Origin of the sequence: Citrobacter sp. TBCS-14 (assembly GCF_005280805.1) — a bacterium.
GTDB classification, from domain to species: Bacteria; Pseudomonadota; Gammaproteobacteria; order Enterobacterales; family Enterobacteriaceae; genus Citrobacter; species Citrobacter gillenii.
The window spans coordinates 307,694-332,258 of record NZ_SZWM01000476.1 but is presented as its reverse complement, the minus strand read 5'-3'; the positions used below and the strand labels follow the sequence as shown (position 1 = coordinate 332,258).

Sequence of the window (24,565 nt, the reverse complement as noted above, 5' to 3'; positions counted from 1 at the left end):
AAATTATGTAGAGTGGTGTGCCAAAAATGCAGCGCCAGGGCGCTGCGTGATGTTGCGTTGTGTTGTATCAGACGGCGACCAGCATGCCGCCATCGACAAACAGCAGGTGTCCGTTAACAAAATCGGATGCTTTGGACGAGAGGAAAACCGCCGCACCAATTAGCTCCTGCGGATCGCCCCAACGTGCGGCAGGCGTCCGTTTGCACAGCCAGGCGGTGAAGGCTTCGTCTTCGACCAGCGCTTTGGTCATCTCGGTTTTGAAGTAGCCCGGCGCGATGCCGTTCACCTGGATATTGTGGCGCGCCAGCTCAACGCACATCCCACGGGTGAGCATTTTTACCGCCCCTTTTGAGGCGGCATATGGCGTGATGGTGTCGCGGCCCAGTTCGCTCTGCATGGAGCAGATGTTGATGACTTTCCCGGCCTGGCGTTCCACCATGCGACGAGTGACCGCCTGCGACACCAGGAATACTGCCGTCTGGTTCACCGCAATCACGTCGTTCCAGTCCTGTTCCGGGAACTCGGTGAACGGATGACGGCGCTGAATACCGGCGTTATTCACCAACACATCAATCGGGCCAATATCTTTTTCGATATGGTCAATGGCGGCGTCGATATCCTGTTTATGCGTAACATTGAAAGGCGCGGCAACGGCGCGGATCCCTTCCTGCTGCAGTTTTGCCACGGCGGCTTCTGCGCGTTCCGGCGTAATGTCATTGACGATGATCTGCGCGCCATATTTGCCCAGCCCGGTCGCCAGTAAATAACCAATTCCCTGCGCCGAACCGGTGATCAGAATATTTTTGCCATCCAGTGAAAAAAGATCGTTCATCATGCTATTCCTTATTTTATGTCTTCAAAAACGAGCTGGACTTTCGCCGCCTGGGTTTTATCCCCGGCGAAGATCAGCGCCTGTTCAAGGTCGGTAAACGGATATTCGGCGCTGAGTAACGGCAGCGGATCGATAACGTTATTTGCCAGCCACGACACCGCGGTATTGAATTCGGTGGTAAAGCGGAACGAGCCTTTAAGCGCGATCTCTTTGCCGATCAGCATCATCATCGGGAACTCTGGTACCGCGCCGCCCATGCCGACCTGCACCATCACGCCTTTCGCGCGGGTGACTTCCAGACAGGTGGTGATTGAGGAAGGATGGCCGGAGACTTCGAAGCTGACGTCAAAATAGCCTTTCTCTTTTTTCCACGCGTCGAGCGAGTCTTGTTGCGGATTAATCAGCGTGTCTGCGCCCATCTGTTGCGCCAGCGAAAGCGAACGCGGGCTGACGTCTGCACAGACGATTTCTGCTGCGCCGAGCGTTTTCACTGCGCTGACGATCAGACAGCCAATTGGCCCAACGCCGGAGATAAACACGCGTTTACCCTGCAGGTCGCCCGCTTCATGCGCGGCGTGGATTGCTACCGCCAGCGGTTCGGCAAAGGCCATCACTTTTTCATCGGCCTCTTGCGGGTAAGGGATACACTGCGCGGTATCAACGGTTTTAAACCGGGTAAAGCCGCCGTCGACATGGGGAAAATACATGGCGCTGCCAAAAAATCGCATTTCCGTACACTGATTTTCTTCATGCTGCAGACAGTATTTGCAGTGGCCGCAGGGCTTCGACGGGTTAATCGCCACCGCCTGACCTTCATGTAATTCAGGTGAATCACTCTTGACCACTTTACCAATAACTTCATGGCCTAAAATCATCGGGGCTTTAACGGTAAAATTACCGACTTTGCCTTCCTGATAATAATGTAAATCGGAACCACAAATTCCCCCTCGGGTAATTTGCACTAACGTTCCTTTATTATTCCATTCAATATTTTGGTCGGTAATGGCAACAGCTTTCTTACCCGCGACAACGCAGGATTGGGTTTTGACTTGCATAAATTCCTCACTGGTCAGGTAGTAACCTCGGCAGCATTTAAACGGTTTTAATTGTTATTATTTGTGATGAAGATCACGCTGGAAAATTGTTACACTACAATGTTACGCATAACGTGATGCGCCTTGTAAATCTGCTCCGTGGTACTGAAAAAGCGTGAATTTCCCCATCAGCAAGGCGTAATATCGCGCCATGGAATATGAATCTGGAGTTTTTTAGATGGCTGGGGAAAGTTATATTTTGATGGGCGTTTCTGGTAGCGGTAAATCACTCATTGGCAGCAAAGTTGCCGCCGTATTATCCGCTAAATTCATAGATGGTGACGATCTCCATCCCGCCAAAAATATTGATAAAATGTCGGAAGGTATTCCATTAACTGATGAAGACCGGCTGCCGTGGTTAGAACGGTTAAATGACGCGTCATACAGCCTGTATAAAAAGAATGAAACCGGATTTATTGTCTGCTCGTCATTAAAAAAACAGTATCGCGATATATTGCGCCAGGGCAGCCCGAATGTGCATTTTTTGTGGCTAGATGGCGATTACGAGACTATTTTGGCGCGCATGCAGCGTCGGGCAGGGCATTTTATGCCGGTGGGATTACTAAAAAGCCAGTTCGACGCGCTGGAGTGCCCGCAGGAAGATGAACGCGATATTGCCCGCATCGACGTGAACCATGACATCGAGCATGTGACGGAACAGTGCCGCCAGGCGGTGCTCGCATTTCGTCATGGGCAATAAGCTCAGCCCCTTACGGGACTGAGCCACCGCATCAGAAATCGGCTTTTAGCACCACGCGGTAACGGGCTTTGCCGTCGCGCACGTGCTGGATAGCTTCATTGATTTTTGACATCGGGTACTGCTCGGTGACTGGCGACACCTTGCTGCGCCCGGCAAACTTCATCAGCTTGCGCAGTTCGAACGGTGTGCCGGTTGCCGAACCGGAGACGCTGCGATCGCCGGCAATTAAGGTAAACGCCAGCACCGGCAGCGGCTTCAGCACCGCGCCGACGGTGTGGAAATTACCGCCGTAGGCCAGCGCTTCAAAATAGGGCTGCCAGTCGAGATCGACGTTAACCGTATTAATAATGAGATCGAACTGGCCCGCCAGCGCTTTCAGCGCCTCCGGATCGCGGCTGTTAACCACTTTATCGGCCCCCATCGCCAGCACTTCCTGTTCTTTCGCTGGGTTGGAGCTGAACGCGGTGACTTCGCACCCCATCGCGTGTAACAGCTTAATGGCGATATGCCCCAGACCGCCGATACCAATCACCCCGACGCGGCTGGTGGCGGTGATGTGGTGCATCAGCAGCGGTTTGAACACCGTGATGCCGCCGCACAGCAATGGACCGGCAGCCGCATGATCGATGCTCTCCGGCAGCGGGATCACCCACTGCCAGTCTGCACGCAGCTTCTCGGCAAAGCCGCCGCGATTGAGGATCGTGGGAACGGCACCTTCCAGGCAGTTAATCTGATTACCGCTGATACAGGCATCGCAGTGCCCGCAGCTGCGCGCCGTCCAGCCGATGCCGACGCGCTGGCCGACCTTCAGGCCTTTATCCTGCGCCGCACTGCCGAGCGCCGCCACGCGACCAATCACCTCATGCCCGGCAACCAGCGGATACTGAGAGAACCCCCATTCGTTGTCGATCATCGACAAATCAGAATGGCAGATACCGCAGTATTCGACCTGTACTTCGACATCTTCCGGCTTTAGCTCGCCCGCATCATATTCATAGAGTTCGAGTTCGCTGCCCGCCTCTTTTGCGGCGTAGCTTTTTATCATCGACATCGTGTTTCCCTCAGTGTGGTGTTGAACAGGAAGTGTAGAGCATGGGGAAATAGGGTGCTTCGCAGAAGGGGGGATTAGGGCCTTTTCTGCAGCAATGCGTTGAGCCACATTTCGTCGCGGTCAGGACGCTTATCGAGCGTCGTCCAACTGCTGATTAGCGTGATATCGCTCAGCGGTGCGATCAGCTTTTCCAGTCCCTGCTCGGTGAGATCGGTAAAGTGACGGCCGTCTTTTACTCTTTCTGTTTCGCCGTATTTGAACGAGACATACCATATCCCCCCGGTTTTAAGCGCGTGAGCGAGTTTGCTCATTACACCGGGTAACGCTTCGGCGCTCACATGCAGCAACGATGCACAGCACCAGATACCATCATAGCGTTCGGTGTCGGCGATATCGTTAAATGTCATCTGTTTGACGCACAGTCCGGTATGCTGGCTGGCAAGGTTAACCATTTCTGCAGAGGCATCGAATGCTTCGACTTGATAACCTTTTTCCAGGAAGGCCTTACTGTCACGGCCGGAGCCGCAGCCTGCATCCAGAATACGTCCGCTCTGCGGGAGGTGTCGCAGGAAGGGGAGATAAAGCGATTCCATATCGACATTAACCGTAGAGCTAAAAAAATCCTGCGCGTGGCGCTGGTAATATTCGAGAGTCATCAGAATGTATCCGTTCCTTGTGCAAGGGGTTCCCATTGGTGAAAGAGTATTTTAAGCGCCTCGTTCCAGCTGTCGTTCAAAAATGTGTTTCTCAGCGTCGGGGTCGCGCCCGTCTGGCGAATCAATGTTTCACGCAGTGGAAGATGGCTGTTTATGAAATATTCATTTCTGTCCCGAAGACGCTGAAGTAGCCTGGGTGAGGGAAGTTGGGCAAATTTACCTTTCCCACCCCGGTTACATTCTTTGCAGGCGAGTACCAGATTCCAGACGCCATCGATATTTGCGACCTGTCCCCGAACTTTCCACGGGATAAAATGATCAACATCGGCAAAGGTGTCGTCGCCAGGGAGCAAACTAATAGGCGCAAAACAGTAGAAGCAGCGCCCCTTCTGATAACCGTTAAGGCTGTCACGACAGCTGGAGATCGTAACCCGCCGGTCACTGTTCCTGCTAAACAGCATTTGGTCATCGTTGTCATACTCGACATTTATCAGGTGGCTGGAGATATTCATTGCCCAGGCTTGTTCGACGAGGTTCCAGCGCGCATCTGTTTCAAAAATAAGGTTTCGGTATTGCAAACGTTCACCCAGATTGTAGAAATTATCCGTCATCCGAATGCCTTTATGCGTTTTACGCTCATCAATAAAAAAGCGTTTTTCAATTTCGCCCTGATTCACATTGTGAAAGGCATCAATCACATTATTAAACCCCTGCCGGACCGTGATGGCGGTGAGTTCATCACGCGTGATCTCGCCGTTATTAAATTGCGTACAGGCGGCAATAAACTGGCTGCTGCGTGAGGTTATCTGCTTTGGCGCATGTCTGAGATGGCGGCACAAATGGCTGCTGAACGGTACAGCCAGATCTTCAAGCGTGATGAGATCGCTGCCATCAGGTTTGAGTTCGTGCAAGGCATGGGCGAGCGCAAACTTGTAGGAAGCCACATTCTTGCCAAAGAGGATAATCCCGCGCCAGTAGTTTTCCAGCGTGGGTTCAACCTGATAGAAACGCATAACGGTGTCCTGAGAACGGTTGGTAACTGCTATTACTGGATTCAGTAACGACATCTCATAGTAAACAGCAGCAAATGTAAACCGAGCGGGTCACGTTGCATTTTTTTGCGAGGTAAATTCCGGAAAAATTCAGGTTAGAGATGAGAATAGCGGGAGGAAGAAGGGCGCGTGGGCGATCGAACCGCAATGGCGCTGTTTTTTTCAACACTTAGCGCGACTATCGTGCGCTGCCGCTTGCATGGTGGCGTGCGACAGGTATAATCCACAACGTTTTCCGCATCCCTTCCGTGCCGGAGTGGCGAAATCGGTAGACGCAGTTGATTCAAAATCAACCGTAGAAATACGTGCCGGTTCGAGTCCGGCCTTCGGCACCATTAACACTTCTTTTGACGTTTCCTGAAGTCTACAAATCAAGAAAAAACCCTTAAAAACAAGCAAGTTACCGTATTTCATGGTCTTTGTTGGTCTCTTGTGGTCTACCCTCTTTTGGGGGCATAATCGGGGGCATGTCAATTCGATCAGGATTTGTGCCCCCAAAATGAAACTCAACGCTCGCCAGATAGAGACCGCAAAGCCGAAAGAGAAAGCCTATAAAATGGCTGATGGGGGCGGCTTGTATCTTGAAGTCTCCCCTAAAGGTTCCAAGTACTGGCGCATGAAATATCGCCGCCCATCTGACAAAAAGGAAGATCGGCTCGCTTTTGGTGTATACCCGACGATCACTTTGGCTGAGGCTCGGGGTAAGCGCGATGCAGCAAAGAAATTGTTGTCTCAGGGCATTGACCCCAAATCTGAGCAAAAAGGGGCACAAGCTGAAATTGAGGGGGTATATTTATTTGAAACTATCGCAAGGCAATGGCACGCAAGTAACCTAACTTGGAGCGAAGATCATAGCCGTCGCGTTCTGCTGACGCTTGAGCAGTATATTTTCCCCTCGATAGGTCAAATTGACGCCAGAACGTTGAGAACCAGCCAGCTTCTCAATCCGATCAAAGCTGTCGATACGGCAGGTAAACATGATGTTGCGCAGCGACTGATGCAGCGCGTAACTGCAATTATGCGTTTCGGTGTGCAGAATGATCTTCTTGAATCAAACCCTGCCAGTGATATGGCTGGAGCGCTTTTAAGCGTTAAGGCAACCCATCACCCAGCACTCCCCCCAAAAAGAATCCCTGAGTTTCTTGAAAGACTATCACGCTATAAAGGGCGACTTATGACACGGCTTGCTGTTGAATTAACGCTGCTTACATTTATTCGTTCAAGTGAGATGCGTTTTGCTCGCTGGAGTGAGGTTAACTTTGAGCGAAGCGAGTGGACGATACCCGGAATTCGTAAGCCTATTCCCGGCGTAAAACACTCTGAGCGTGGGATGAAGATGAAAACCGAACATATTGTTCCGCTTAGCAAACAGGCATTTGATATTTTTAAACGTTTACATGCCTTGAGTGGTAAAGGCGAGGTTATATTTCCCAGCGATCATGACCCTAAAAAAGTAATGAGTGAAAATACAGTAAATAGCGCCTTACGTGTAATGGGATATGATACGAAAACAGAAGTGTGTGGGCATGGTTTTAGAACTATGGCGCGTGGTGCATTAAGTGAGTCGAAACTATGGAATGATGATGCTATTGAAAGACAGTTAAGTCACGTAGAACGTAAGCATGTAAAAGGTTCATATATGCACACTTCTGAATACTTAGAAGAAAGAAAGTTAATGTTGCAATGGTGGGCTGATTATATTGATTCCAATAGAAATGGCGCTGTTACACCATATGATTTTGCACGTGTGCATGGAAAGTGAATAATAAAAAACCACTTTTTTAATATTTGATATTAATGGAGATAACATGGGCGATTTAAAATCTAACGATAGATACTTTTATTTTAAACGGCTAACATATCTTATGCCTCATGAGGTTGCATTGGCAATGCATGGTTTTGATTATGATGCAAACGAAAAAGATTTGTCTGTTGATGAGATTAAAGAGGTTCATAAATTAAGGTCTGCTATAACCAGAAATCTTCAATTACTGGATGCGTATAAAAATGCTAGTGCAAAAACTAGGATTGAGGCTAGTTTAGTTTTAACTGCTGCTTACATTTTTCAACGTGAAGATTGCATACCATCTGAAGTTAAAGAAAAAATTTATGTTGCTTTACAGCAGCAACTTAATAATAAAGATTGGGGGGATATATTTTTAACCCTTGGAGGTAATGAATTATATGAAGTTGGAAAAAGCTTAAAACATAATGGCAGGGGGCAATATAGAAAAGAGGATGAGGATAATAACAATTGGAAATTGATTGCGCTGCTTGTAGAGCTTTTGGGGGAACATGGAAAAGCAAGCTATAAAGATTTAAGTGTGATCTATAACGATGTTATTTCTTTGTGTGAATTTAAAGGTATAAAAATGAATGGTATTAAAAAGTCTACTTTTTATAAAAAAGTTAAAATGGCCAGAGAAATAATTAAGTATGAGAGCTAGAGACAGTTTTAAGCCATCTCAAGGGGTTTGAAGGGATTTCAAGGAGTGACCAGATCTTGTTAAGCCTCTACAAATCCCTACAAGCCTCTATAAGTACCTGTCTTCAATAATAAAAACACTAATATAATGTAAAGCGATATCTTATAACCTATTGTTTTTAAAGTATTATATTTATTTTTATAAACTATATTATAACTCAATTCCCCCACGTATTATTCGGTATCATATTTTCTTTTAATTTAAGAGACTGATGTTTGTTTCAGTAGAATCTATTGTCGTTTCGATAGATTTTATTATCACTAGAATCCCTCTTGAACATTGTTTACAGTCTTCGTAAACCTGAATAGAACAAGAGGTAACAGCATGGAATATGTGAACAATAATTCAGATAATCAAACACTTATTTCCGCGAAGGAAGTGCTAAAACGTGTGCAGCGTAGTAAAGCATGGCTATATAAACAGATCTCAAAGGATGCTTTTCCACGCCCAGTTAAGATTGGAACGCGTGCAATCTCTTTTATTGAAAGTGAGGTTAATCTCTGGATTAAAGAACAAATATCTGCATCCCGCAGTGAAAAAACTTATTAATATATTAAATTGTTGTAGTAAAGGAATTCATAATGAATACACATATCATTACCGGATGGAATAATAACAGCGTCTATGCCAGCGGCAAGGACAGCGATATGAATACAATTCTTGGATATATCGCTGTACCGTTCGCCATTGAACATGGTAGCGCTGGTGCAATTTCCCGTATTATTGAACTGGCACGACTGAAAGAAATGCGGCCCCTGTTCGAAAAATTTAATAATCTTACCTGTTATTGCGCTGGTCTGGATCGCCCTAGTGTGGATGAACTTAATTTACTGGCTGTAACAGTGACTACGTTACATAAAAACATCAATAATTATATTTTAAAGCTGGAAAGTAAAATTTCGCAGTGCACTATCGCGCTGGCAGCCCTTAGTAAAGGCAGCGTTAGCGGTAGTGGTTATTATATCAGGCAACAAATACAACAAAATGAAGATAACCGGGAACGCAGTCAAAACCAGATTGCAGTAGCGGAAAAAGACCGTCTGTATGTGGAGTCTGTTATTTCTTTGTTGCGCTCTCTGGTGCGGAGTGAAAAAGAATCTAATCCTGAGTTTATTCTCAATACCGAACTGCCAAAGACTGATACTGACAATAGCGGATGGTATTTTTTCAGGCGTGGTAATGAGGCCGGGGAAATGGTTTTAGCGTCGCTGGAACGGGTCCAGAAAGCGCTGGATAACATCATTGTTAACTGCACCTGTGTTGGCAGCAACATCAGACACAAAGAAGAAAAAAACGCACTTATTAATGCGTATACTTATTACTACAGTAGCGGCGGTGAAACATTGCGTTTTGCAATTGCTCTTAGTGATTATATTGGCGCAGTCATGGAACCCGTAAGGAATACGATAAAGAAAGAATATAAGATGACGCATTCTTTTAGCACAAACTACTGACATAGAAAAACCTCCCATCATTAATGTCGTGCTGATATATCGTGTTCTCCGCACGTTTCTGCACGCCTGAATAAAATAAGGAACACATAATGAATACATTAACAGTTGATGAAAGAGCGGTAATTAAGTCTCTTTCTGTATATGGCGGAAGTACGAATGAAAAAGACTGGGTTTATTTCGAAAAGTCAGATGGTCGGCTGTTAAATATTGCCCTGACGGAATCTAACTGGATGATGAAAAACATCACCCTGCTGCCCGTCCGGGATGCCACCGGGCAGGCTTATACGGTTGGCAGTCGCCAGCTTCACACCGGGCGCGAAATTTCCGGGCGTTTTCGTCGCAGGATTTCCGCCAGCGCCACACCATACGAACTGGTGGAAACTGACACCTGCGCCTTTCTCCCTTATCAGGATCTGGTTGCCATGATTAACACCGGCAAAGAGGGGGAACTCGAAAGCAAGATGGAGGCATTTTTCGACCAGGCCGTCGCACTCGATATGCTCCGCATCGGGTTTAATGGGCAACGCGTGGGCTGGCCGACAAAACCCGACGAAAACCCCAATGGCGAGGATATTAATAAAGGCTGGCATACCATCGCGAAAGCCTTTAACAAAGGCTCACAGGTACTGACAGACGCAATCACATTAGGGGGGATTGGCAGTGATTTCCCGCATCTTGACGCCCTGGCTAATCACATTATCCAGACAAAAATCCCCGAAGGGCTGCGGGAAGATCCCCGCCTTGTAGTGATGGTAGGTTCTGAACTGGCCGCCGCTGAACGTCTGCGGTTATTTAACGGGGCTGACACCCCGGCGAATGCCGCTGCCGCGCAATCTGCGACAAGTTCCATTGCCGGGCGCTTTGCGTTTGTACCGCCCTTTATGCCCGGTAAGCGTCTGGTCGTCACCACGCTTTCAAACCTGCATATCTACACGCAGGAGGGAACACAGAAAACCCGTGCGGAGTTCAACGACGAAGAAAGCGCTTATGAGCAAAGCTATCTGCGTAGTGAGGGGTATGCATTACAGGACGGCATGATGTATGCCGCCGTCGATGAAAGTGCAATCACACTGAAAAGCTGAATAACAGGCATAAGAAAAGCCCGGTGGAAGAGACCGGGCTTTGAGAGCGAGGATATTGCAATGGTTCGTACCGGGAACAAAAACACTATGGCGCAGCGGGTTGAGAGCGTCAACGGCCAGAATTCGGTTATAATTCTCTTGCGTCGTCGTGAATATGCGGGTTATAGTTTTCACGTTGCTGCAAAATCAGCAACCGGGCGTGGAAACCCGTTTATCTTCAAGGCGACACAGACGCCTTTAGCGTCTTTTTTTATTGTCGCAGCCTCAGCATACCTATATTCAGCGGCATCGATCCGCACCGAATCAATGGTGGCTCTGGCGGGGCTGACTTCGGTCAGGCCGGGTTCCTTGAAGACCGGTATTTCCACCCCCGTCAGGGCCATCACCAATCAAGAGCGTGGAAACTCCGGTGGTGGCAAGTTTTGCTACTTCAAGGAGATTGACGCATGTCAACGATCCATACCCAAACTCACTCGCAATTTATCTGGCTTTTTCTGGCCGTTCGCCGTTCTGATCTGCGTGATAAACCTCATCGCAGACAAGTTACAGCTCCTGATTATCAAACTGCACGTCGCCTTATTGCGCGTGATTTTGTGGCTGCCTTTGCAGGTCGTATGCCATCAGGAACGCTCCCCCATTAATTCAGGGCCGGAGATACGACAATGATTGTTTATCCACGGCACGGCGAACAATGGCAGCACATTAAAGGATGGAAGATTTACATCCTGGGGATTAAATATTGTGCCAGCGTGGAAAAAATTAACCCAGAGTTTTATCGCGAAGTGAGGTTTATTTATGAAAACTCAGGCGAATATACAGAAATGCCCCTTGACTGGTTCCGTGAAGTCTATCGAAAAATCAGTGATAAAGGTATCTATCCACAAATTAAAAGAAATTCCGACCGAATCCCGTTATACATTTATTACAGGGGTGATAAGGCTTCTGAATAAAATTGGTGATCTGATAACATTCAATAAACGCTACTTTATCTTATTGGGTGGTAGTCGGGATAAAATTCATCCCGTTACAGGTTATGCGGTGATCGATGCTGTAAGTAAAACCAGTGCCATTAAACAGATCCGTGAAATCCTTAATGTGACGTCATCAACCGGATATGGTGTTTATTACATTTCATTAGTTGTACGTGTTAACACGTATACACGCGATTTAAAAGCATTTGCAGCTTTCTGCAATGCTGAATGGATTATGAGTGAGGTTGAGTATGAATAAGTCACAAATCAGCATTGAGTGCTATCACAAATTAAACCGCTCAAGCGCTGTTGCTCAGTACTTTCATCTTAACCTGCACAGGCAGGAGCTTAACGGAATGCATCAGTTATATATTCCACATATTTTCAGTTACATCCATGAGGATATAGCGGCTGTACTTAAAGAGCTTAAGGATAAAGGGTTGTGTGACGACTGGTTGAATCAGAGAGATAAACATTCAGATAAAGAGTAATCAGGGCTTTCAGTGCCGGATACCTCCGGCACTGCATTGAATACATAAGGACTGACATGAATATTATCAAGTTAATTAACATGATGGAATTCAGAATAGCACTGATGCGTAACTATATTGCGCTGGCATTTATTGCAGAAACTGAATGTAAAAATTCATCACCTGATTTTATCCAGGACGGTGTCACTGTTGAGTTAACGCCAGATAAAGTCAGTGCAAACATTGCCAACTATATTGAACGGGAAAATATTCAGCGTTGTGGTGTCCATTTAGGACAACTATTAAATGCTGAACAGTTAAAGAATATGCTGGAAAAAGACTTTATGGCAGAAGATGAACCGCAATTATCTGATTATGGTCAGGCTGTCATGATGGATATTTACAGACATATTGCGCGTGGCGGTTTGGACGGTGTTTTACCAGTAGAAGCCAATATACAAGTACTGGCGGGAGAGGTTGACGTATGAAAAAGCAGGTGACTGAAACAATGAAACTTGCGCTTAATCGCTGGCCGTTTGTTCTCCAGACGCTGGGCATCACCGTTCCTGTTAACGGCAGGCATGGAGCATGTCCGGCATGTGGTGGAAAAGATCGTTTTCGCTTTGACGATAAAGACGGGCGCGGGACGTGGTTCTGTAATCATTGCGGCAGTGGTGATGGTCTTGACCTGGTCAGTCGGGTGATGAAGCTGGACGTTAAAGCCGCGGCTGAAAAAGTGGCCAGCACTGTTGGGAATATCAGTGCTGCAGGTGTAACACCGGTAAAAACGCTTGCCAGAAAAGAAATCTCAGACGCGCAGAAACGGGCGCAGATGGTGAAAACCTACGGCGCACTGGTGAGTAATACCACGACAGGCGAAAGTGCTTATCTCAAAAGTAAGGGTTTGCCCGGTCATCAATATCAGCTCCTTAATCAGCCAGTTACTGCGGGTGGGATGACGTTCCCGGAGGGATCATTGTTATTGCCGCTGACAGGCATCGACGGCAGTGTGACTGGTGCGCAGCTTATCAGCCCGGATGGTAATAAGTGTCTGCTGGCAGGGTCGAAAATGACCGGCGCATTTGTGGCTGTGTCTCCAGTCCCGGAAGAATACCCGGAACGGGTCATTATTACTGAAGGTTTCGCCACGGCGATTACGGTTTCTGGTCTGGCTGATGGCTGGTGCGTGGCTGCGGTATCGGCCAATAACCTGCTTAATGTGGCGCGGGTATTACGTGATAAATGGCCGGACACCCGTCTGGTTATTGCCGGGGATAATGACTTCGCTGACGGGAAGGATAATCCGGGGCGTGAAAAAGCATACCAGGCGGCTCAGGCTGTCAATGGATGGGTGACTATTCCCCCCGGGCAGTTTAAGGCCGACTGGGACGATTTCCGGCGCGAATTTGGCATCCTGCGGGCGCGTGATGCATTCAGTGACGAAATGGTCAATCCTAACGATACGGAAACCCGGCTTCCTCATGGTTTCAGGCTGACAAAGGATTTTCTCTGGTTTGATAAACCGGCAGGTGACGACGGCGACAGCAGTCAGACGCGACAAATCAAGATTTGCAGCCCGTTGCGGGTCACGGCAATAACCTGTGATGCAGACGGTGGCAAGTTTGGCCGTCTGCTGGAATGGGAGGATTCAAACGGGATCAAGCATGAATGGGCAATGCCCATGACCGTGCTGGCCGGTAGTGGTCAGGAACTGCGGGAGGTGCTGCTTGATAATGGTCTTCACTTTATCAGCGTTAACGGCGCAGCGCGTGGCTACCTGATGGAATACATTTCGACATGTCGCCCTGTTCGTAAAGTGACATGCGTCAACAAAACCGGCTGGCATGGCTCTGTATATGTACTACAGGACGAGGTTATTGGCACCGGAGCGGGGTCGGTTATTTTACAGTCGGCCTACTCCACAAAAAATGATTTCAGGGCATCGGGGACGACAAAGGAATGGATCGAGCAAATCGGCCGTTACTGTGTCGGTAACTCCCGGCTGGCGTTCTGTGTGAGCCTTTCTCTGGCGGCCCCGCTGTTACATCTGATTGGCGCCGCTGCGGGTGGCTACCATCTCAAGGGAGAATCAACGGACGGGAAAACCACCACAATGAAAGTTGCCGCGTCGGTTTGTGGTAGCCCGGAATACTGGAAGACGTGGAGAGCCACAGGAAACGCGCTGGAGGGTATTGCACTACGCCGCAATGATGCTGCATTGATGCTCGATGAAATCAGTGAAGTTGACGGAAAGGAAGCCAGCCGCATCGCTTACATGCTGGGCAACGGTCAGGGTAAATCACGAAGCCGGGTTGATGGTAGCCTACGCGATCCGGTCACCTGGTCAGTGTTATACATGTCAACCGGCGAAGTTTCCATCATGGAGCACGCGGCTGAATCCGGGGAAAAACGCACCGGTGCCGGGGTTGGTGTTCGTATGGTGCAAATCCCCAGCGATACCGGCAAGCACGGCGCATTTGAAGAATTGCATGGCTTTGCCGGAGGCAAAGAGTTTGCGGAACATCTTGAACAGGCCAGCAAGCAATATTACGGGGCGGTGTTTAGGGACTGGGTTCGCTATCTCACCGGTAATCTGCTGGACGTGACAAACCGTGCCAGAGCGATGAAAAAAGAGTTTGAAAAATCACTGTTGCCGGAAAATGCCGGTAATCAGGTTGGCCGCATTGTGGATCGTTTTGCGTTGCTTGCTGTGGCGGGAGAACTAGCCACCGAAGTTGGGATTACCGGTTGGGGAAAGGGCGAAAGTTACCGGGCGGCAGAGTCTTGCCTTGCATCCTGGTTGACGGATCGTGGTCACTCTTCAAATCAGGAGGAACGCGACGCACTGGAACGGGTACGCCAGTTTGTCACTGCAAACCAGTTTACCCGCTTTGCAGACTGGAACGACGAGAAGAGCCGCCCGGCCAGCATGGTTGGCTATCGTCGCACTATCAAGGGTAATGACAGAACCAGAACTGAACCCGAGACAACTTTTTATATGCTTTCAAGCGGCTGGAAAGAAATGTGCGGGAATTATGACCCGGTGAAGGTTGCACGACTTTGTCGGGCTGCGGGCTGGCTGATGGTCGATCCAGACAGCACACGGAACCAGACAGCCGTCAGACTGCCAGAAATCGGGCTTAAAAAAGTGTTCGTGCTGAGTAGTGAGGTTATCGGTTAATTCGTGGCGGAATGTCATTTGATTTGCCGTCCCGTATCGAGCACTGTCATTTCCGGCTGTGTCTTCCTGACTCTGTGGAATTAAAAGCGGCCAGCCAGAGAAGAAGCCTGAAAAGAGAAAAGGTATCGCGCGTATTTATATTTTTTAGGGGTAACAAGGGTAACAGGGGTAACAATATTGTTTTTATTAATTATTTCCTGTTACCCATGAATATATATGAGGGGTAACAAGGGGTAACAAAACTGGGTCTTGTGGAAGATTGTTACCCCTGTTACCCCACTAAAGAAAGGAGGGGTAACGTATTTAATGCTTTTAAATCAACGATGTTACCCCTGTTACCCGTGTTACCCCTCCCCAGAATACATAAATGATTTTAAAAAGCTTTTTTCTGGCTGGCCTGCGGTTAATTGAAGTGAAAACGGATACCAGATTGCGATATACTCTTATTTCGTTTTGGTATATAAAATTCTATATTTATAACTAACATTGGGTGTAGCACATGAGCCGACAGATTCACATTTTCTGCCCTGAGTGTGGCGAACGCTCGACGATTAGCAAAGTGACTTATTCAGGTGTGACCGGCGCAACGCTGACCTGTCGATGTAATAACCTTGATTGCGGGCATATTGCCGTCTGGGAATGCGAGTTTGCTCATACTGTAAAAAGCCCGATGCAGATTTTCGACGTAACAGAACGGCAGATAACACCCGGCAGAAATAAGGTAAGCCAGTTTGTATTAAGCTGTACAAACTGCGGGCGGCGGGCAACCATAACGAGAACGGCCCGCGTACATGATGAGTCATATGTTCTGTACGTCCGTTGCTCACATTCAGACTGCCAGCATCGCTTTGTTTCCCGCCTTAACTTCAAAAACGCTGTCGTGCCTGGTGCCGGGGTTAGTGGGCGACTTATTCAGGATATCATTAAGTACCTTCCCGCCTCAGAGCGACAAAATGTTATCGATGCGCTGCGCGAGGCGGGTAGATAACCCTGGTATACCTCAACCAGAGCAGCCCGCAATGCTATGCAGCGGGCTTATTTATCGGCTGTAAAATCACCCCTCACGGAATCGACAAAAACCACCTCGCTGCCGTTCCATACGTTTTCCGTCACCTCATCCCCGGCAGTACATTGGCACGAATAAACAGCGCACGGATTGCGCAACGTTTTGCAAAAGCTGAAAGACCATTACCAGCCTTGCAAACCCTGTCCCGTAAGGGCTGGCGATTTTCGGTCTGAAATGTTTTGCACAAATGCAGCTCGCACAGCAGGTGACGAAAAGTAAATATAACCGTTAAATTTCATTGCGTTACATTTTTCTTTCCTGGCTGGCAATGGCGCTGTTTTTGCAAAGACTTGCAAAACATTGCACAGATTGCAAAACCATTCAGAGGCAGAGAAGCCGCACACGGCGCGGGATGGCGGTATGGTTTGCACAAAATTTCTTTTGCAATAATTTTAAGATCCAAACAGTGCAGGCGGGTGCGGTGTAGCGCCGTTTCCGTCTCGATCGCGATTCCGTCCATAATGCCTGGATAGCTGTAACGGGGCGCTGCTGGGCTGTATGAGTTAATGCCTGGCGTTGGTATGGGTGAGATTTTGAGAGCGTTACAGGCCGTTTCAGGGGGCTTATTGTGCCTCTTGAGAGGTAAATTCCGTTGTCACGTTCCGGTAAGGATCCGTAGAACGGAACCAAACCAAATATCGCGAGGAAACTTGAAGCAGATCGCAGTATATACATAAGGCTAAAATTTCTATGGGGGCACAAAAGGGGGCATATTGATTTATATTGTAAGATTTTTACTTTAAAAACATGCTGATATTTTATTTTTAGATTCCGGCCTTCGCACCATTAGTAAGTAAATAGACCTTAACTGATGTCTTTTTTATATCTGAAATCCAGTCCACGCAAGGCGTCTCTCGCTTATTCAGTCAATATAAGTCAATCGGTTCTTTTTTGTCGCTGTGCGTAGAATGCTTCAAAATCATCAGCGCGTAGCGGGGCAATCGGGATGTATTGATTTCTCAATAGATCATTCATTGCGATGTCATTGAACCGGGCTGAACCAGTAAACTACTTCAACACGATTAATGTGAGCAGTACGTGTTACAAAAGATGACGGTACTGCGCAAAGCCTTTATCGCGCTCGGCATTCCCATATTGCAAAGCGCGGGAACAAATAAATCAGCCCTCTGGTTTTGCGAGATGGATAAGCGTGTCGACACGCGCGGGGGAGAGCGGTTCGCGCGGTTGTGGTAGCGGCCAGCCGTACAGCCAGCGGGCGCTGGTGGCGCAGACTTTTCCCTGACAGGCACCCATACCACAGCGTGAGGCGAGCTTTGCTGTTTGCCAGTTTTCAGCATTTTGTACATCTCCACAGCGAATATCCTCACAACGACACAGCAACGTATCCGCGGTGATCGCGGCTTTGAGCGACTCCGGCAGCGCAAATGTCGCATGCAGTGCCTGGGCAAAACGCTGCCAGCGCGCGCGCGCGGCTATGGCGGTTTGGGCCTTTTCCGGACAATTTGCTGCGGTATAACCGGCAATCTCTCCCTCGGCTAACGCCAGCTCGCTGCCGCCAAAACCTGTGCATTCCCCTGCCGCATAGATATTTTGCACACTGGTGCGTTGCTCTGCATCGACCCAAATCGCCTGGTTTTCTGTTTTGCAGCCAAAGATTGCACCGGGTTCAATATTCGGTACCAGTCCGTAGCCGATAGCCAGCCTGTCGCAGACGATCTCCCGGGTTTTTCCCTGGTGGCGCACGGTCACTGACTGCAGACAGGAATCCCCCTGCGCATGGATGACCTGGCTTGCCGGGTGATAGCGGGCCGGAAAGAGCTCGCCCAACTGGCGCAATTTTTCAGGCCAACGCCAAAGCCCTGTCGCGAAACGGGCCAGTGCGGTCATCGGTGCCTGTTCGATGATGGCCACAATATTCCCGCCAGCGCGTTTCACCGTACTGGCGACCGCCAGCAGAAGTGGACCGCTGCCTGCAATGACCACGCGCTCCCCCTTGAGCGGCAGGCCGTGCTTTATCTGGGCCTGCAGGCCTCCGGCACCCGTCACGCCGGGTAGCGTCCAGCCGGGGAAAGGCAGTGAGAGTTCTCTGGCGCCGCAGCATAAAATCAGCCGCTGCCAGCGAATTTCGCCGCAGTCGTCTGCGGTTTCGAATACAACGGAATGTGGGGCGGGACGGGCAATGAGCCGGGCACCGTTCAGCAGCGTAATGTGGGGGTGTTCCGCCACCGCCTGACGAAGCTGCCGGGCGTGCTGGGGTAGCGAGACCTGCGGCCCGTCGCGCCAGATTTGCCCGCCGGGGCGCGGGTTGTCATCGAGGATCACCACCGATTTTCCACAACGTGCGGCAGCCAGTGCCGCCGACAATCCTGCAGGCCCAGCACCAAGGATCAGGATCTCACAGTCAACGTTTTGCATGATGGCTCCTTTCAATCACCATTTCGGGCTGGCATTCCGTCTGACAGGCCAGCACCCGGCGCCCGTTCACCGTGATGCGGCACTCCTGACACACACCCATTCCGCAGAAGGGCGCGCGCAGTTTGCCGCTGACCGAACGGCGGATCACGCCGTTGCCCACCAGGGCCAGTGCTGCCGCAATACTTATTCCGACGGGAACCTCACAGATCTGGCCGTCGATTATCACGTTCAGGGTTGTCATGCGATGGCCTCCTGCTTGTGCAGGCGTGCGGGGAGCCAGGCATCCGGAGATATCGCCGGGCGTTCACCAAGGATCTGGGCGCAGAGTAATTCGGCGGTTGCCGGTGCGGTCGTGACGCCCAGACCTTCATGCCCCAGCGCCAGCCAGATACCCGGACGCGTGGGATGTGGGCCAATCAGCGGGTTGCCGTCAGCGGATGCTGCCCGAAAACCGCTCCAGCAGCGGATGATATTAAGCGTCTCCAGAGAAGGTAAAAAATGGCGTGCTCGCGCCAGCATCTGTGCCAGCAAGGGGAGATCAACCTCGCGGTCGGTGTTATCGAACTGGCGGGAGGAGCCAATCAGCAGCTGTCCGGTGGGGCGTGGCTGAATGTTAAATGCCACAGAGGTGCCGCCTGCATGGGCGCTGGCACCGTATCCCAACTCTACCAGTTGGTGGCTGAGCAAGGGGCCGTAACGGTCGGTGATCGCCAACTGGCCTTTTTTTGCCCTGAGCCAGTGTTCATCCAACAGCGTGTTGGCCCCCAGACCATTGGCGATGACGATGGCGCGTGCGCGCAGTCGTTTGCCGCTGCGTAGGGTGACGTAGGGGGCATCAACAGAGAGGGCGCTATCACGAAGATGGGTTAAATCGGCATCGTCAATAAACCAGCGGGCGACGTTTGGGGCGTAAACTATCCCGTCGTCGGGGACCCACAGCCCGCCGGTGAGCCCGGCGGTGAGCAGCGGTTCACGTGCGGCAAGCTGATCGCGGGTCTGCATTTCGCTGACAACCTGGTATTGTGCCATCCGTTGTTTCTTTTCTTCTGCCAGCGCAAGCTCTTGCGGCGTTTCTGCCAGCCACAGCGTGCCGCATCCGTGCCAGGCGCAGCTTTCCGGCATCCGGGGCGTCAGTTTGCGCCAGCTCGCCAGAGACCTGGCGGAGAGGGCGAGCTCCGCAGGATCGTCATCCATGCACACCAGGTGGCCCATGCCTGCCGCCGTCGCGCCCGGGTTGCCGTCATCGACCAGCGTGACGCGCTGCCCGCGAGCGGCCAACTGCCAGGCGCAGGCGGCACCGATAATCCCGGCACCGATGACAATAACGTCACTTTCGGTCACAGCACGATCCCCCAGCAGAACGGATCGTCAGGATTGAGGATCAGCCGGTTATCACCGCAGACCCATGCTTCTCCGCGGATCGTCGGGACGATCTTGTCGCCATGCGGCACGAAATGCGCCGTAAATTCACTGCCGATGATGCTTGCCTGCCGCCAGGACTCTCCGGATTTGAGTTTACCGTCCTCTGCCAGGCAGGCCAGTTTGGCGCTGGTGCCGGTGCCGCAGGGTGAGCGATCCCATGCTTTACCTGGACAGAGAACAAAGTTACGGCTGTCCGCGTGATCATCCTCAGCAAACAGTTCGATATGATCGATAATGCCCTCATGTTCGCCACGGATGCCTGCACGATCTAACCCTTCACGGATTGCCCATGCGTACGCCGTCAATTCAGGGATCTTGTCCGGCGTGACCGCGAACGGATGATCGTTGACGAGGAAGAACCAGTTGCCGCCCCAGGCGATGTCACCCGTTACCGTACCGTGAACGGTTTCAACTTGTACCTGCTTACGCCAGCGGTATGCCGGAACGTTTTCGACCGAGACACTGCCATCTTCGTGCAGCGTGGCGGTCACATCGCCCACCGGCGTTTCAATCAGATGTTTACCGGGTTGAATGCGGCCAAGCCATGCCAGCGAGGCAATAAGCCCGATGGTGCCGTGGCCGCACATATTCAGAAAGCCGCAGTTGTTAAAGAAGATGACCCCCGCCGTGGCTTGTGGCGAAACAGGTTCACAGAGTAATGCGCCGACCAGGACGTCGTTACCGCGTGGCTCAAGAATAATGGCTTTTCGCCAGTCGTCGTAGTCGCGGGAAAAACGCGCCCGACGTTCGGCCATGTTTCCCGTACCCAGATCCGGAAAACCGTCGATGACCAGGCGAGTAGGTTCACCGCCGGTGTGGGAATCAATCACTCTCAGTTCACTGTACTGCGCTGTCATAGGATCTCCGGAAGGTTAATACTTTGTTGCTAAATGCTGACGCAAGCCTTGCGTTCCTGCTTGATCGCTTTCGTCACGCCAAATGACGAAATCAGCATAATGGCCGGCATCATTGTTAGGGCTTTGTCATATTTATTTTTTATTAATCATTTGGTTAGTGGTGTGGTAAACCAAAAAAGGCAACCGCGCCAGTGGTTGGAAAAGGGGAAATTATAAACCTACGGCAGGATCGCAAAACGCGGTAAGGACACTTGCTCAGTTAACAAAAAGTTAATAAATATTCAGGTCACTAATCGGGAGGAAGCATGATGTCCTGTGTGATTGATGATGTGCGGGCCCCGTCGCCGGTGCTGGAAGTGGCTGAACTTAGCCAGATATGTGAAGGGCTGGCGCGCCAGCGTCCGGACAATATCCAGACGTTGCTCCATGCGATGGCATTGATTGCGCCACTGCTTAATGCCATTCCGAATGTGGTTTTTTTTATCAAAGATGTGCAGGCCCGCTATTTGATGGTCAATATGACCCTGGCACGTCGCTGTGGGTTTAAGACCGTGGTCTCTCTGCTGGGCAAAACCTCTGCCGATGTTTTCCCTTCGGCGCTTGGGCTGGGCTATACCGAGCAGGATATGCGGGTGCTGCGCGAAGGGGTAACGCTGCGCGATCAGCTGGAAATGCATCTCTACAACGGTCGTGAACGTGGCTGGTGTTTGACCCAGAAACTGGCGTTACGGGATACGCAAGGCCAGGTCATCGGTATGGCGGGAATTTCACACGATCTGCAGGAAGCGCAGGCGCGTCACCCGGCGTGGCAGCGGCTGGCGATCGTCGATGATCATATCCGCAATCATTACCACCGGCCCATTGCGATGGAAGAGCTAACCGCCCTGAGTGGCATGTCGGTCGCGCAAATTGAACGCTACTGCAAGCGTATTTTTCATCTCACACCGCGCCAGATGATCCACAAAGTTCGACTGGAAAAAGCCACCGAACTGCTGGCGGGCGATACGCCGATTACTGATATTGCGTTGCAGTGTGGTTATACCGATCACAGCGCGTTTAGCCGCCAGTTTAAGGCGATGACGGGCTCTACACCGCGTGATTTCCGCCTCACGCTCGCCGGGTAAAACACGCTCACTGTGCTAATTTCGTCATCAAAGAGGAAGAAAACCACCAAGCAGTCGGTCGCCTGAAACGTCAATCTGTCAGTGAATATTCACCATTCATTCACTTTAAATTAACAAATTGACGACAAGGAACCGAACATGAGCAAGAAAGCCATTCACTGGAGCGGTGTATTCCCGGCAGTCAGCACCCAGTTTCGCAGCGATTATTCCCTGGATTTGGATTCCACCCACACGGTGATGAAAAACCTGGTCAAGGATGGTGTTTCTGGCCTGGTGGTGTGCGGCAGCGTGGGGGAGAACACCTCTCTGACCACGCAGGAAAAGCTGCAGATCATCGAAGTGGCGAAAGACGCTGCGGGCGGTCAGATCCCGGTCATTGCGGGGGTGGCCGAATTCACCACCGCGTTTGCACAAAAGATGGCGAAAGAGGCTGAGCACGTGGGCGTTGACGGCATTATGGTGATGCCTGCGCTGGTGTATTCCTCAAAACCACATGAAACGGCGGCCCACTTCCGCAGTGTGGCTATGGCTACCGACCTGCCGATCATGGTGTACAACAACCCGCCGATTTACAAAAACGACGTGACGCCGGACATTCTGGCCACGCTCGCCGACTGCGACAACATCGTCTGCTTCAAAGACTCCTCCGGCGATACCCGCCGTTTTATCGACCTGCGTAATTCCGTTGGCGACCGCTTTGTGCTGTTCGCCGGTCTGGATGATGTGGTGGTAGAGAGCATCGCCGTTGGGGCAGAAGGTTGGATCTCCGGGATGTCAAACGCCTTCCCGCGTGAAGGAGAGACATTGTTCCGCCTGGCAAAACAGCAGCATTATGAGGAAGCGATGGCGCTCTACCGCTGGTTTATGCCGCTGCTGCATCTGGATGCGCGTCCGGATCTGGTGCAGTGCATCAAGCTCTGTGAAGAATTGCTGGGGCGCGGTAGCGCGATTACCCGCCCACCGCGTCTGGCGCTGGAAGGGGATACCCGTGCGCAAGTGGTGGCGATTGTTGAGAAGGCGCTGGCGACCCGACCACAGCTGCCGGATGTCGGCCTTTAAGTAAAGGAGCGATGATGACATTACCTCTCTCTGTATCGGGTCAGCAGTTTATTGCCGGTCGCCGCGTAGCAAGCGGCGAGGCGACGCTGCCGAGCCTGTGTGCCGCTGACGGCAAGCTGACCGGATACCATTTTTACCCGGCCTCTGGTGAGGAGGCTGCCGCCGCGGCGGTGGCGGCGGCTCAGGCGTTTCCTGTTTATTCACAGACCGCGCCGGATGTACGCGCCCGTTTTCTCGACACTCTGGCCGACGAACTGGATTTGCTCGGCGAGGACTTTTTCGCCATCGCCCACCAGGAAACGGCGCTGCCGCTGGCGCGGTTACAGGGAGAGCGCACCCGGACCAGCAATCAGCTGCGACTGTTCGCCGGGGTGCTGCGTCGCGGCGATGCCTTTGGCGTACGTATTGATACCGCACTCCCTGAGCGCCAGCCTCTGCCGCGCCCGGACCTGCGTCAGTATCTGACCGCGCTTGGCCCGGTGGCGGTGTTCGGTGCCAGCAATTTCCCGCTGGCCTTCTCTACGGCGGGGGGCGATACCGCCTCCGCGCTGGCGGCCGGTTGCCCGGTGGTGGTGAAAGCCCATCCTGGGCATATGGCGATGGCGGAGTTGACTGCCCAGGCGATAGTGCGTGCGGTCGCGGCCTCTGGCCTGCCTGCGGGTGTTTTTAACATGATTTTCGGCACCGATATTGGCGCGGAGCTGGTTCGCCATCCGGCGATTCAGGCGGTGGGGTTTACCGGTTCGCTGCGCGGTGGCAAGGCGCTCTGGCAACTGGCGCAGCAGCGTCCACAGCCGATCCCCGTCTTTGCGGAAATGTCTGCCATTAACCCGCTGATTATTCTGCCGCAGGCCGTCGCTGCCCGGGCAGAAACGCTGGCACATGAGCTGGTGTCCTCTTTCACCCTGGGATGTGGCCAGTTTTGTACCAAGCCGGGGCTGATCCTTGCCTTGCGCGGCGAGGGCATTTCCCGCTTCACCCAGGCACTGAAAGACGCGGTGGACCAGGTGCCGGCACAGGTTATGCTGAATGCCCCGACGCTTGCCCATTACGAAGAAGGGGTCAGCGCGTTTGAGGCGCATCCGAATATTCAGCGTCTGGCAGGATCGGACGAAAGGGTTATCGGTCGCGCGCAGGCCCGGCTGTATCAGGCACCGGCTTCGCTGCTGCTGGCACAGGATCCACTTCTGCAGCATGAGGTGTTTGGCCCGCTGGCGGTGTTGGTCGAGGTGGCTGATGAGGGGGAATTGCAGTCTATTCTGCGTGCCATTCCGGGCCAACTGACGGCAACGGTTCATGCTGAATCTGATGATGGGCCGCTGGCGCAGCACCTGCTGCCCGCCCTCAGTGAAAAAGCGGGACGCGTTTTGTTTAACGGTTATCCGACCGGTGTCGAGGTCTGTGATGCCATGGTGCACGGCGGCCCGTGGCCTGCCACTACCGACGCTCGTGGTACCTCGGTAGGAACCCAATCTATCGATCGTTTTTTACGTCCGGTATGCCTGCAAAATGTGCCTGCCGCGCTGCTTCCGCCTGCTGTCCAGGATGACAACCCTCTGAACCTGCTGCGCCTGATTAACGGGCAGTGGACCCGGGAAGCCATTTCCCCCTCTGTTGACTGAAGGGCATGAC

Annotated in this window: 25 protein-coding genes, 1 tRNA gene and 1 pseudogene; 17 read left to right on the top strand and 10 right to left on the bottom strand. The window is 51.3% G+C overall.

The annotated features are described in order from the left end of the window. Positions 1-67: 67 nt before the first annotated feature. Together idnO and idnD are read right to left on the bottom strand one after the other, a co-directional pair. The gene (gene idnO, locus FDX22_RS18560) at positions 68-832 is read right to left on the bottom strand and encodes a gluconate 5-dehydrogenase (protein WP_096758485.1); all 765 of its coding nucleotides are present in this window, start codon (positions 830-832) and stop codon (positions 68-70) included. A gap of 11 nt (positions 833-843) precedes the next feature. Continuing rightward, positions 844-1,887: an L-idonate 5-dehydrogenase gene (gene idnD / locus FDX22_RS18555; RefSeq protein ID WP_146717600.1), complete on the bottom strand. Its 1,044-nt coding sequence runs from the start codon at positions 1,885-1,887 to the stop codon at positions 844-846. 217 nt (positions 1,888-2,104) lie between these two features. On the opposite strand from idnD, the gene idnK reads away from it, so the two are divergent. Continuing rightward, entirely contained in the window at positions 2,105-2,626 is a 522-nt protein-coding gene (gene idnK / locus FDX22_RS18550) for a gluconokinase (protein ID WP_096758483.1), read from the top strand. Positions 2,627-2,657: 31 nt separating this feature from the next. Here the strand turns inward: idnK and FDX22_RS18545 are convergent, their stop codons facing one another. The 3 genes from FDX22_RS18545 to FDX22_RS18535 all read right to left on the bottom strand — a co-directional run bounded on the left by FDX22_RS18545 (position 2,658) and on the right by FDX22_RS18535 (position 5,346). Then, entirely contained in the window at positions 2,658-3,677 is a 1,020-nt protein-coding gene (locus FDX22_RS18545) for an NAD(P)-dependent alcohol dehydrogenase (RefSeq protein WP_146717599.1), read from the bottom strand. 74 nt (positions 3,678-3,751) lie between these two features. Further along, on the bottom strand, positions 3,752-4,333 hold the full coding sequence (locus tag FDX22_RS18540) for a bifunctional 2-polyprenyl-6-hydroxyphenol methylase/3-demethylubiquinol 3-O-methyltransferase UbiG (protein WP_096758481.1): 582 nt from the start codon (positions 4,331-4,333) through the stop codon (positions 3,752-3,754). Beyond that, a complete protein-coding gene (locus FDX22_RS18535) occupies positions 4,333-5,346 on the bottom strand; it encodes an HNH endonuclease domain-containing protein (protein WP_146717598.1) in 1,014 nt (337 codons plus the stop codon). The genes FDX22_RS18540 and FDX22_RS18535 overlap by 1 nt, the downstream gene beginning before the upstream one ends. Positions 5,347-5,635: 289 nt before the next feature. On the opposite strand from FDX22_RS18535, the gene FDX22_RS18530 reads away from it, so the two are divergent. The 13 genes and pseudogenes from FDX22_RS18530 to FDX22_RS32660 all read left to right on the top strand — a co-directional run bounded on the left by FDX22_RS18530 (position 5,636) and on the right by FDX22_RS32660 (position 16,017). Beyond that, a tRNA-Leu gene (locus FDX22_RS18530) sits at positions 5,636-5,720 on the top strand. A gap of 164 nt (positions 5,721-5,884) precedes the next feature. Then, the gene (locus FDX22_RS18525) at positions 5,885-7,147 is read left to right on the top strand and encodes an integrase arm-type DNA-binding domain-containing protein (protein ID WP_146717597.1); all 1,263 of its coding nucleotides are present in this window, start codon (positions 5,885-5,887) and stop codon (positions 7,145-7,147) included. Between the two features lie 46 nt (positions 7,148-7,193). Beyond that, positions 7,194-7,832: a hypothetical protein gene (locus FDX22_RS18520; protein WP_086813435.1), complete on the top strand. Its 639-nt coding sequence runs from the start codon at positions 7,194-7,196 to the stop codon at positions 7,830-7,832. A 363-nt stretch (positions 7,833-8,195) separates the two neighbouring features. Further along, positions 8,196-8,420 carry an AlpA family transcriptional regulator gene (locus FDX22_RS18515; protein WP_086813434.1) on the top strand — a complete coding sequence of 75 codons (225 nt, stop codon included), beginning with the start codon at positions 8,196-8,198 and terminating at the stop codon, positions 8,418-8,420. A 32-nt stretch (positions 8,421-8,452) separates the two neighbouring features. After that, positions 8,453-9,325 carry a hypothetical protein gene (locus tag FDX22_RS18510; protein ID WP_146717596.1) on the top strand — a complete coding sequence of 291 codons (873 nt, stop codon included), beginning with the start codon at positions 8,453-8,455 and terminating at the stop codon, positions 9,323-9,325. Between the two features lie 89 nt (positions 9,326-9,414). Continuing rightward, on the top strand, positions 9,415-10,407 hold the full coding sequence (locus tag FDX22_RS18505) for a P2 family phage major capsid protein (protein ID WP_086813432.1): 993 nt from the start codon (positions 9,415-9,417) through the stop codon (positions 10,405-10,407). Positions 10,408-10,467: 60 nt separating this feature from the next. Continuing rightward, positions 10,468-10,824: pseudogene (locus FDX22_RS31340) on the top strand (ash family protein); the annotation flags it as partial. 29 nt (positions 10,825-10,853) lie between these two features. Continuing rightward, the gene (locus FDX22_RS18495; protein ID WP_146717641.1) at positions 10,854-11,048 is read left to right on the top strand and encodes a host cell division inhibitor Icd-like protein; all 195 of its coding nucleotides are present in this window, start codon (positions 10,854-10,856) and stop codon (positions 11,046-11,048) included. A gap of 154 nt (positions 11,049-11,202) precedes the next feature. Beyond that, a complete protein-coding gene (locus FDX22_RS18490; protein ID WP_134950247.1) occupies positions 11,203-11,637 on the top strand; it encodes a hypothetical protein in 435 nt (144 codons plus the stop codon). Then, complete coding sequence (locus FDX22_RS31335) at positions 11,630-11,869, top strand: Derepression protein (protein ID WP_146717595.1); 240 nt, start codon at positions 11,630-11,632, stop codon at positions 11,867-11,869. The genes FDX22_RS18490 and FDX22_RS31335 overlap by 8 nt, the downstream gene beginning before the upstream one ends. A gap of 56 nt (positions 11,870-11,925) precedes the next feature. Then, a complete protein-coding gene (locus FDX22_RS18480; protein WP_023239740.1) occupies positions 11,926-12,336 on the top strand; it encodes a hypothetical protein in 411 nt (136 codons plus the stop codon). Further along, positions 12,333-15,029, top strand: a complete 2,697-nt coding sequence (locus FDX22_RS18475) for a DUF927 domain-containing protein (protein ID WP_146717594.1) — start codon at positions 12,333-12,335, stop codon at positions 15,027-15,029. Before FDX22_RS18480 ends, FDX22_RS18475 begins: the two co-directional genes overlap by 4 nt. Positions 15,030-15,528: 499 nt before the next feature. Next, positions 15,529-16,017 carry an ogr/Delta-like zinc finger family protein gene (locus FDX22_RS32660; protein ID WP_111761614.1) on the top strand — a complete coding sequence of 163 codons (489 nt, stop codon included), beginning with the start codon at positions 15,529-15,531 and terminating at the stop codon, positions 16,015-16,017. Between the two features lie 313 nt (positions 16,018-16,330). Here the strand turns inward: FDX22_RS32660 and FDX22_RS30540 are convergent, their stop codons facing one another. The 5 genes from FDX22_RS30540 to FDX22_RS18450 form a co-directional block, all read right to left on the bottom strand. Then, positions 16,331-16,555: a hypothetical protein gene (locus FDX22_RS30540; RefSeq protein ID WP_222592532.1), complete on the bottom strand. Its 225-nt coding sequence runs from the start codon at positions 16,553-16,555 to the stop codon at positions 16,331-16,333. A 659-nt stretch (positions 16,556-17,214) separates the two neighbouring features. Continuing rightward, positions 17,215-18,471, bottom strand: coding sequence for an FAD/NAD(P)-binding oxidoreductase (locus FDX22_RS18465; protein WP_146717593.1), 1,257 nt, complete (start codon positions 18,469-18,471; stop codon positions 17,215-17,217). Continuing rightward, positions 18,458-18,712, bottom strand: a complete 255-nt coding sequence (locus FDX22_RS18460; protein ID WP_146717592.1) for a (2Fe-2S)-binding protein — start codon at positions 18,710-18,712, stop codon at positions 18,458-18,460. Before FDX22_RS18460 ends, FDX22_RS18465 begins: the two co-directional genes overlap by 14 nt. After that, entirely contained in the window at positions 18,709-19,812 is a 1,104-nt protein-coding gene (locus FDX22_RS18455) for an FAD-binding oxidoreductase (RefSeq protein WP_146717591.1), read from the bottom strand. The genes FDX22_RS18460 and FDX22_RS18455 overlap by 4 nt, the downstream gene beginning before the upstream one ends. Then, on the bottom strand, positions 19,809-20,750 hold the full coding sequence (locus tag FDX22_RS18450; protein ID WP_135912640.1) for a 4-hydroxyproline epimerase: 942 nt from the start codon (positions 20,748-20,750) through the stop codon (positions 19,809-19,811). Before FDX22_RS18450 ends, FDX22_RS18455 begins: the two co-directional genes overlap by 4 nt. 308 nt (positions 20,751-21,058) lie before the next feature. On the opposite strand from FDX22_RS18450, the gene FDX22_RS18445 reads away from it, so the two are divergent. The 3 genes from FDX22_RS18445 to FDX22_RS18435 all read left to right on the top strand — a co-directional run bounded on the left by FDX22_RS18445 (position 21,059) and on the right by FDX22_RS18435 (position 24,555). Continuing rightward, positions 21,059-21,874 carry an AraC family transcriptional regulator gene (locus FDX22_RS18445; RefSeq protein WP_146717640.1) on the top strand — a complete coding sequence of 272 codons (816 nt, stop codon included), beginning with the start codon at positions 21,059-21,061 and terminating at the stop codon, positions 21,872-21,874. Positions 21,875-22,012: 138 nt separating this feature from the next. After that, positions 22,013-22,933: a dihydrodipicolinate synthase family protein gene (locus FDX22_RS18440; protein WP_146717590.1), complete on the top strand. Its 921-nt coding sequence runs from the start codon at positions 22,013-22,015 to the stop codon at positions 22,931-22,933. A 14-nt stretch (positions 22,934-22,947) separates the two neighbouring features. After that, the gene (locus FDX22_RS18435) at positions 22,948-24,555 is read left to right on the top strand and encodes an aldehyde dehydrogenase (NADP(+)) (protein WP_146717639.1); all 1,608 of its coding nucleotides are present in this window, start codon (positions 22,948-22,950) and stop codon (positions 24,553-24,555) included. Positions 24,556-24,565 lie beyond the last annotated feature (10 nt).

Bases quoted from the DNA above. Each gene is read 5' to 3' on its own strand.
- FDX22_RS18495 (WP_146717641.1), top strand. From the start codon at position 10,854: ATGTCAACGATCCATACCCAAACTCACTCGCAATTTATCTGGCTTTTT.
- FDX22_RS18445 (WP_146717640.1), top strand. From the start codon at position 21,059: ATGTCCTGTGTGATTGATGATGTGCGGGCCCCGTCGCCGGTGCTGGAA.
- FDX22_RS18440 (WP_146717590.1), top strand. From the start codon at position 22,013: ATGAGCAAGAAAGCCATTCACTGGAGCGGTGTATTCCCGGCAGTCAGC.
- FDX22_RS32660 (WP_111761614.1), top strand. From the start codon at position 15,529: ATGAGCCGACAGATTCACATTTTCTGCCCTGAGTGTGGCGAACGCTCG.
- FDX22_RS18480 (WP_023239740.1), top strand. From the start codon at position 11,926: ATGAATATTATCAAGTTAATTAACATGATGGAATTCAGAATAGCACTG.
- FDX22_RS18475 (WP_146717594.1), top strand. From the start codon at position 12,333: ATGAAAAAGCAGGTGACTGAAACAATGAAACTTGCGCTTAATCGCTGG.
- FDX22_RS18525 (WP_146717597.1), top strand. From the start codon at position 5,885: ATGAAACTCAACGCTCGCCAGATAGAGACCGCAAAGCCGAAAGAGAAA.
- FDX22_RS30540 (WP_222592532.1), bottom strand. From the start codon at position 16,555: ATGGACGGAATCGCGATCGAGACGGAAACGGCGCTACACCGCACCCGC.
- idnO (WP_096758485.1), bottom strand. From the start codon at position 832: ATGAACGATCTTTTTTCACTGGATGGCAAAAATATTCTGATCACCGGT.
- FDX22_RS18515 (WP_086813434.1), top strand. From the start codon at position 8,196: ATGGAATATGTGAACAATAATTCAGATAATCAAACACTTATTTCCGCG.
- FDX22_RS18520 (WP_086813435.1), top strand. From the start codon at position 7,194: ATGGGCGATTTAAAATCTAACGATAGATACTTTTATTTTAAACGGCTA.
- FDX22_RS18490 (WP_134950247.1), top strand. From the start codon at position 11,203: ATGAAAACTCAGGCGAATATACAGAAATGCCCCTTGACTGGTTCCGTG.
- FDX22_RS18435 (WP_146717639.1), top strand. From the start codon at position 22,948: ATGACATTACCTCTCTCTGTATCGGGTCAGCAGTTTATTGCCGGTCGC.
- FDX22_RS18505 (WP_086813432.1), top strand. From the start codon at position 9,415: ATGAATACATTAACAGTTGATGAAAGAGCGGTAATTAAGTCTCTTTCT.
- FDX22_RS18535 (WP_146717598.1), bottom strand. From the start codon at position 5,346: ATGCGTTTCTATCAGGTTGAACCCACGCTGGAAAACTACTGGCGCGGG.
- FDX22_RS18510 (WP_146717596.1), top strand. From the start codon at position 8,453: ATGAATACACATATCATTACCGGATGGAATAATAACAGCGTCTATGCC.
- FDX22_RS18450 (WP_135912640.1), bottom strand. From the start codon at position 20,750: ATGACAGCGCAGTACAGTGAACTGAGAGTGATTGATTCCCACACCGGC.
- idnK (WP_096758483.1), top strand. From the start codon at position 2,105: ATGGCTGGGGAAAGTTATATTTTGATGGGCGTTTCTGGTAGCGGTAAA.
- FDX22_RS18460 (WP_146717592.1), bottom strand. From the start codon at position 18,712: ATGACAACCCTGAACGTGATAATCGACGGCCAGATCTGTGAGGTTCCC.
- FDX22_RS18545 (WP_146717599.1), bottom strand. From the start codon at position 3,677: ATGTCGATGATAAAAAGCTACGCCGCAAAAGAGGCGGGCAGCGAACTC.
- idnD (WP_146717600.1), bottom strand. From the start codon at position 1,887: ATGCAAGTCAAAACCCAATCCTGCGTTGTCGCGGGTAAGAAAGCTGTT.
- FDX22_RS31335 (WP_146717595.1), top strand. From the start codon at position 11,630: ATGAATAAGTCACAAATCAGCATTGAGTGCTATCACAAATTAAACCGC.
- FDX22_RS18540 (WP_096758481.1), bottom strand. From the start codon at position 4,333: ATGACTCTCGAATATTACCAGCGCCACGCGCAGGATTTTTTTAGCTCT.
- FDX22_RS18465 (WP_146717593.1), bottom strand. From the start codon at position 18,471: ATGCAAAACGTTGACTGTGAGATCCTGATCCTTGGTGCTGGGCCTGCA.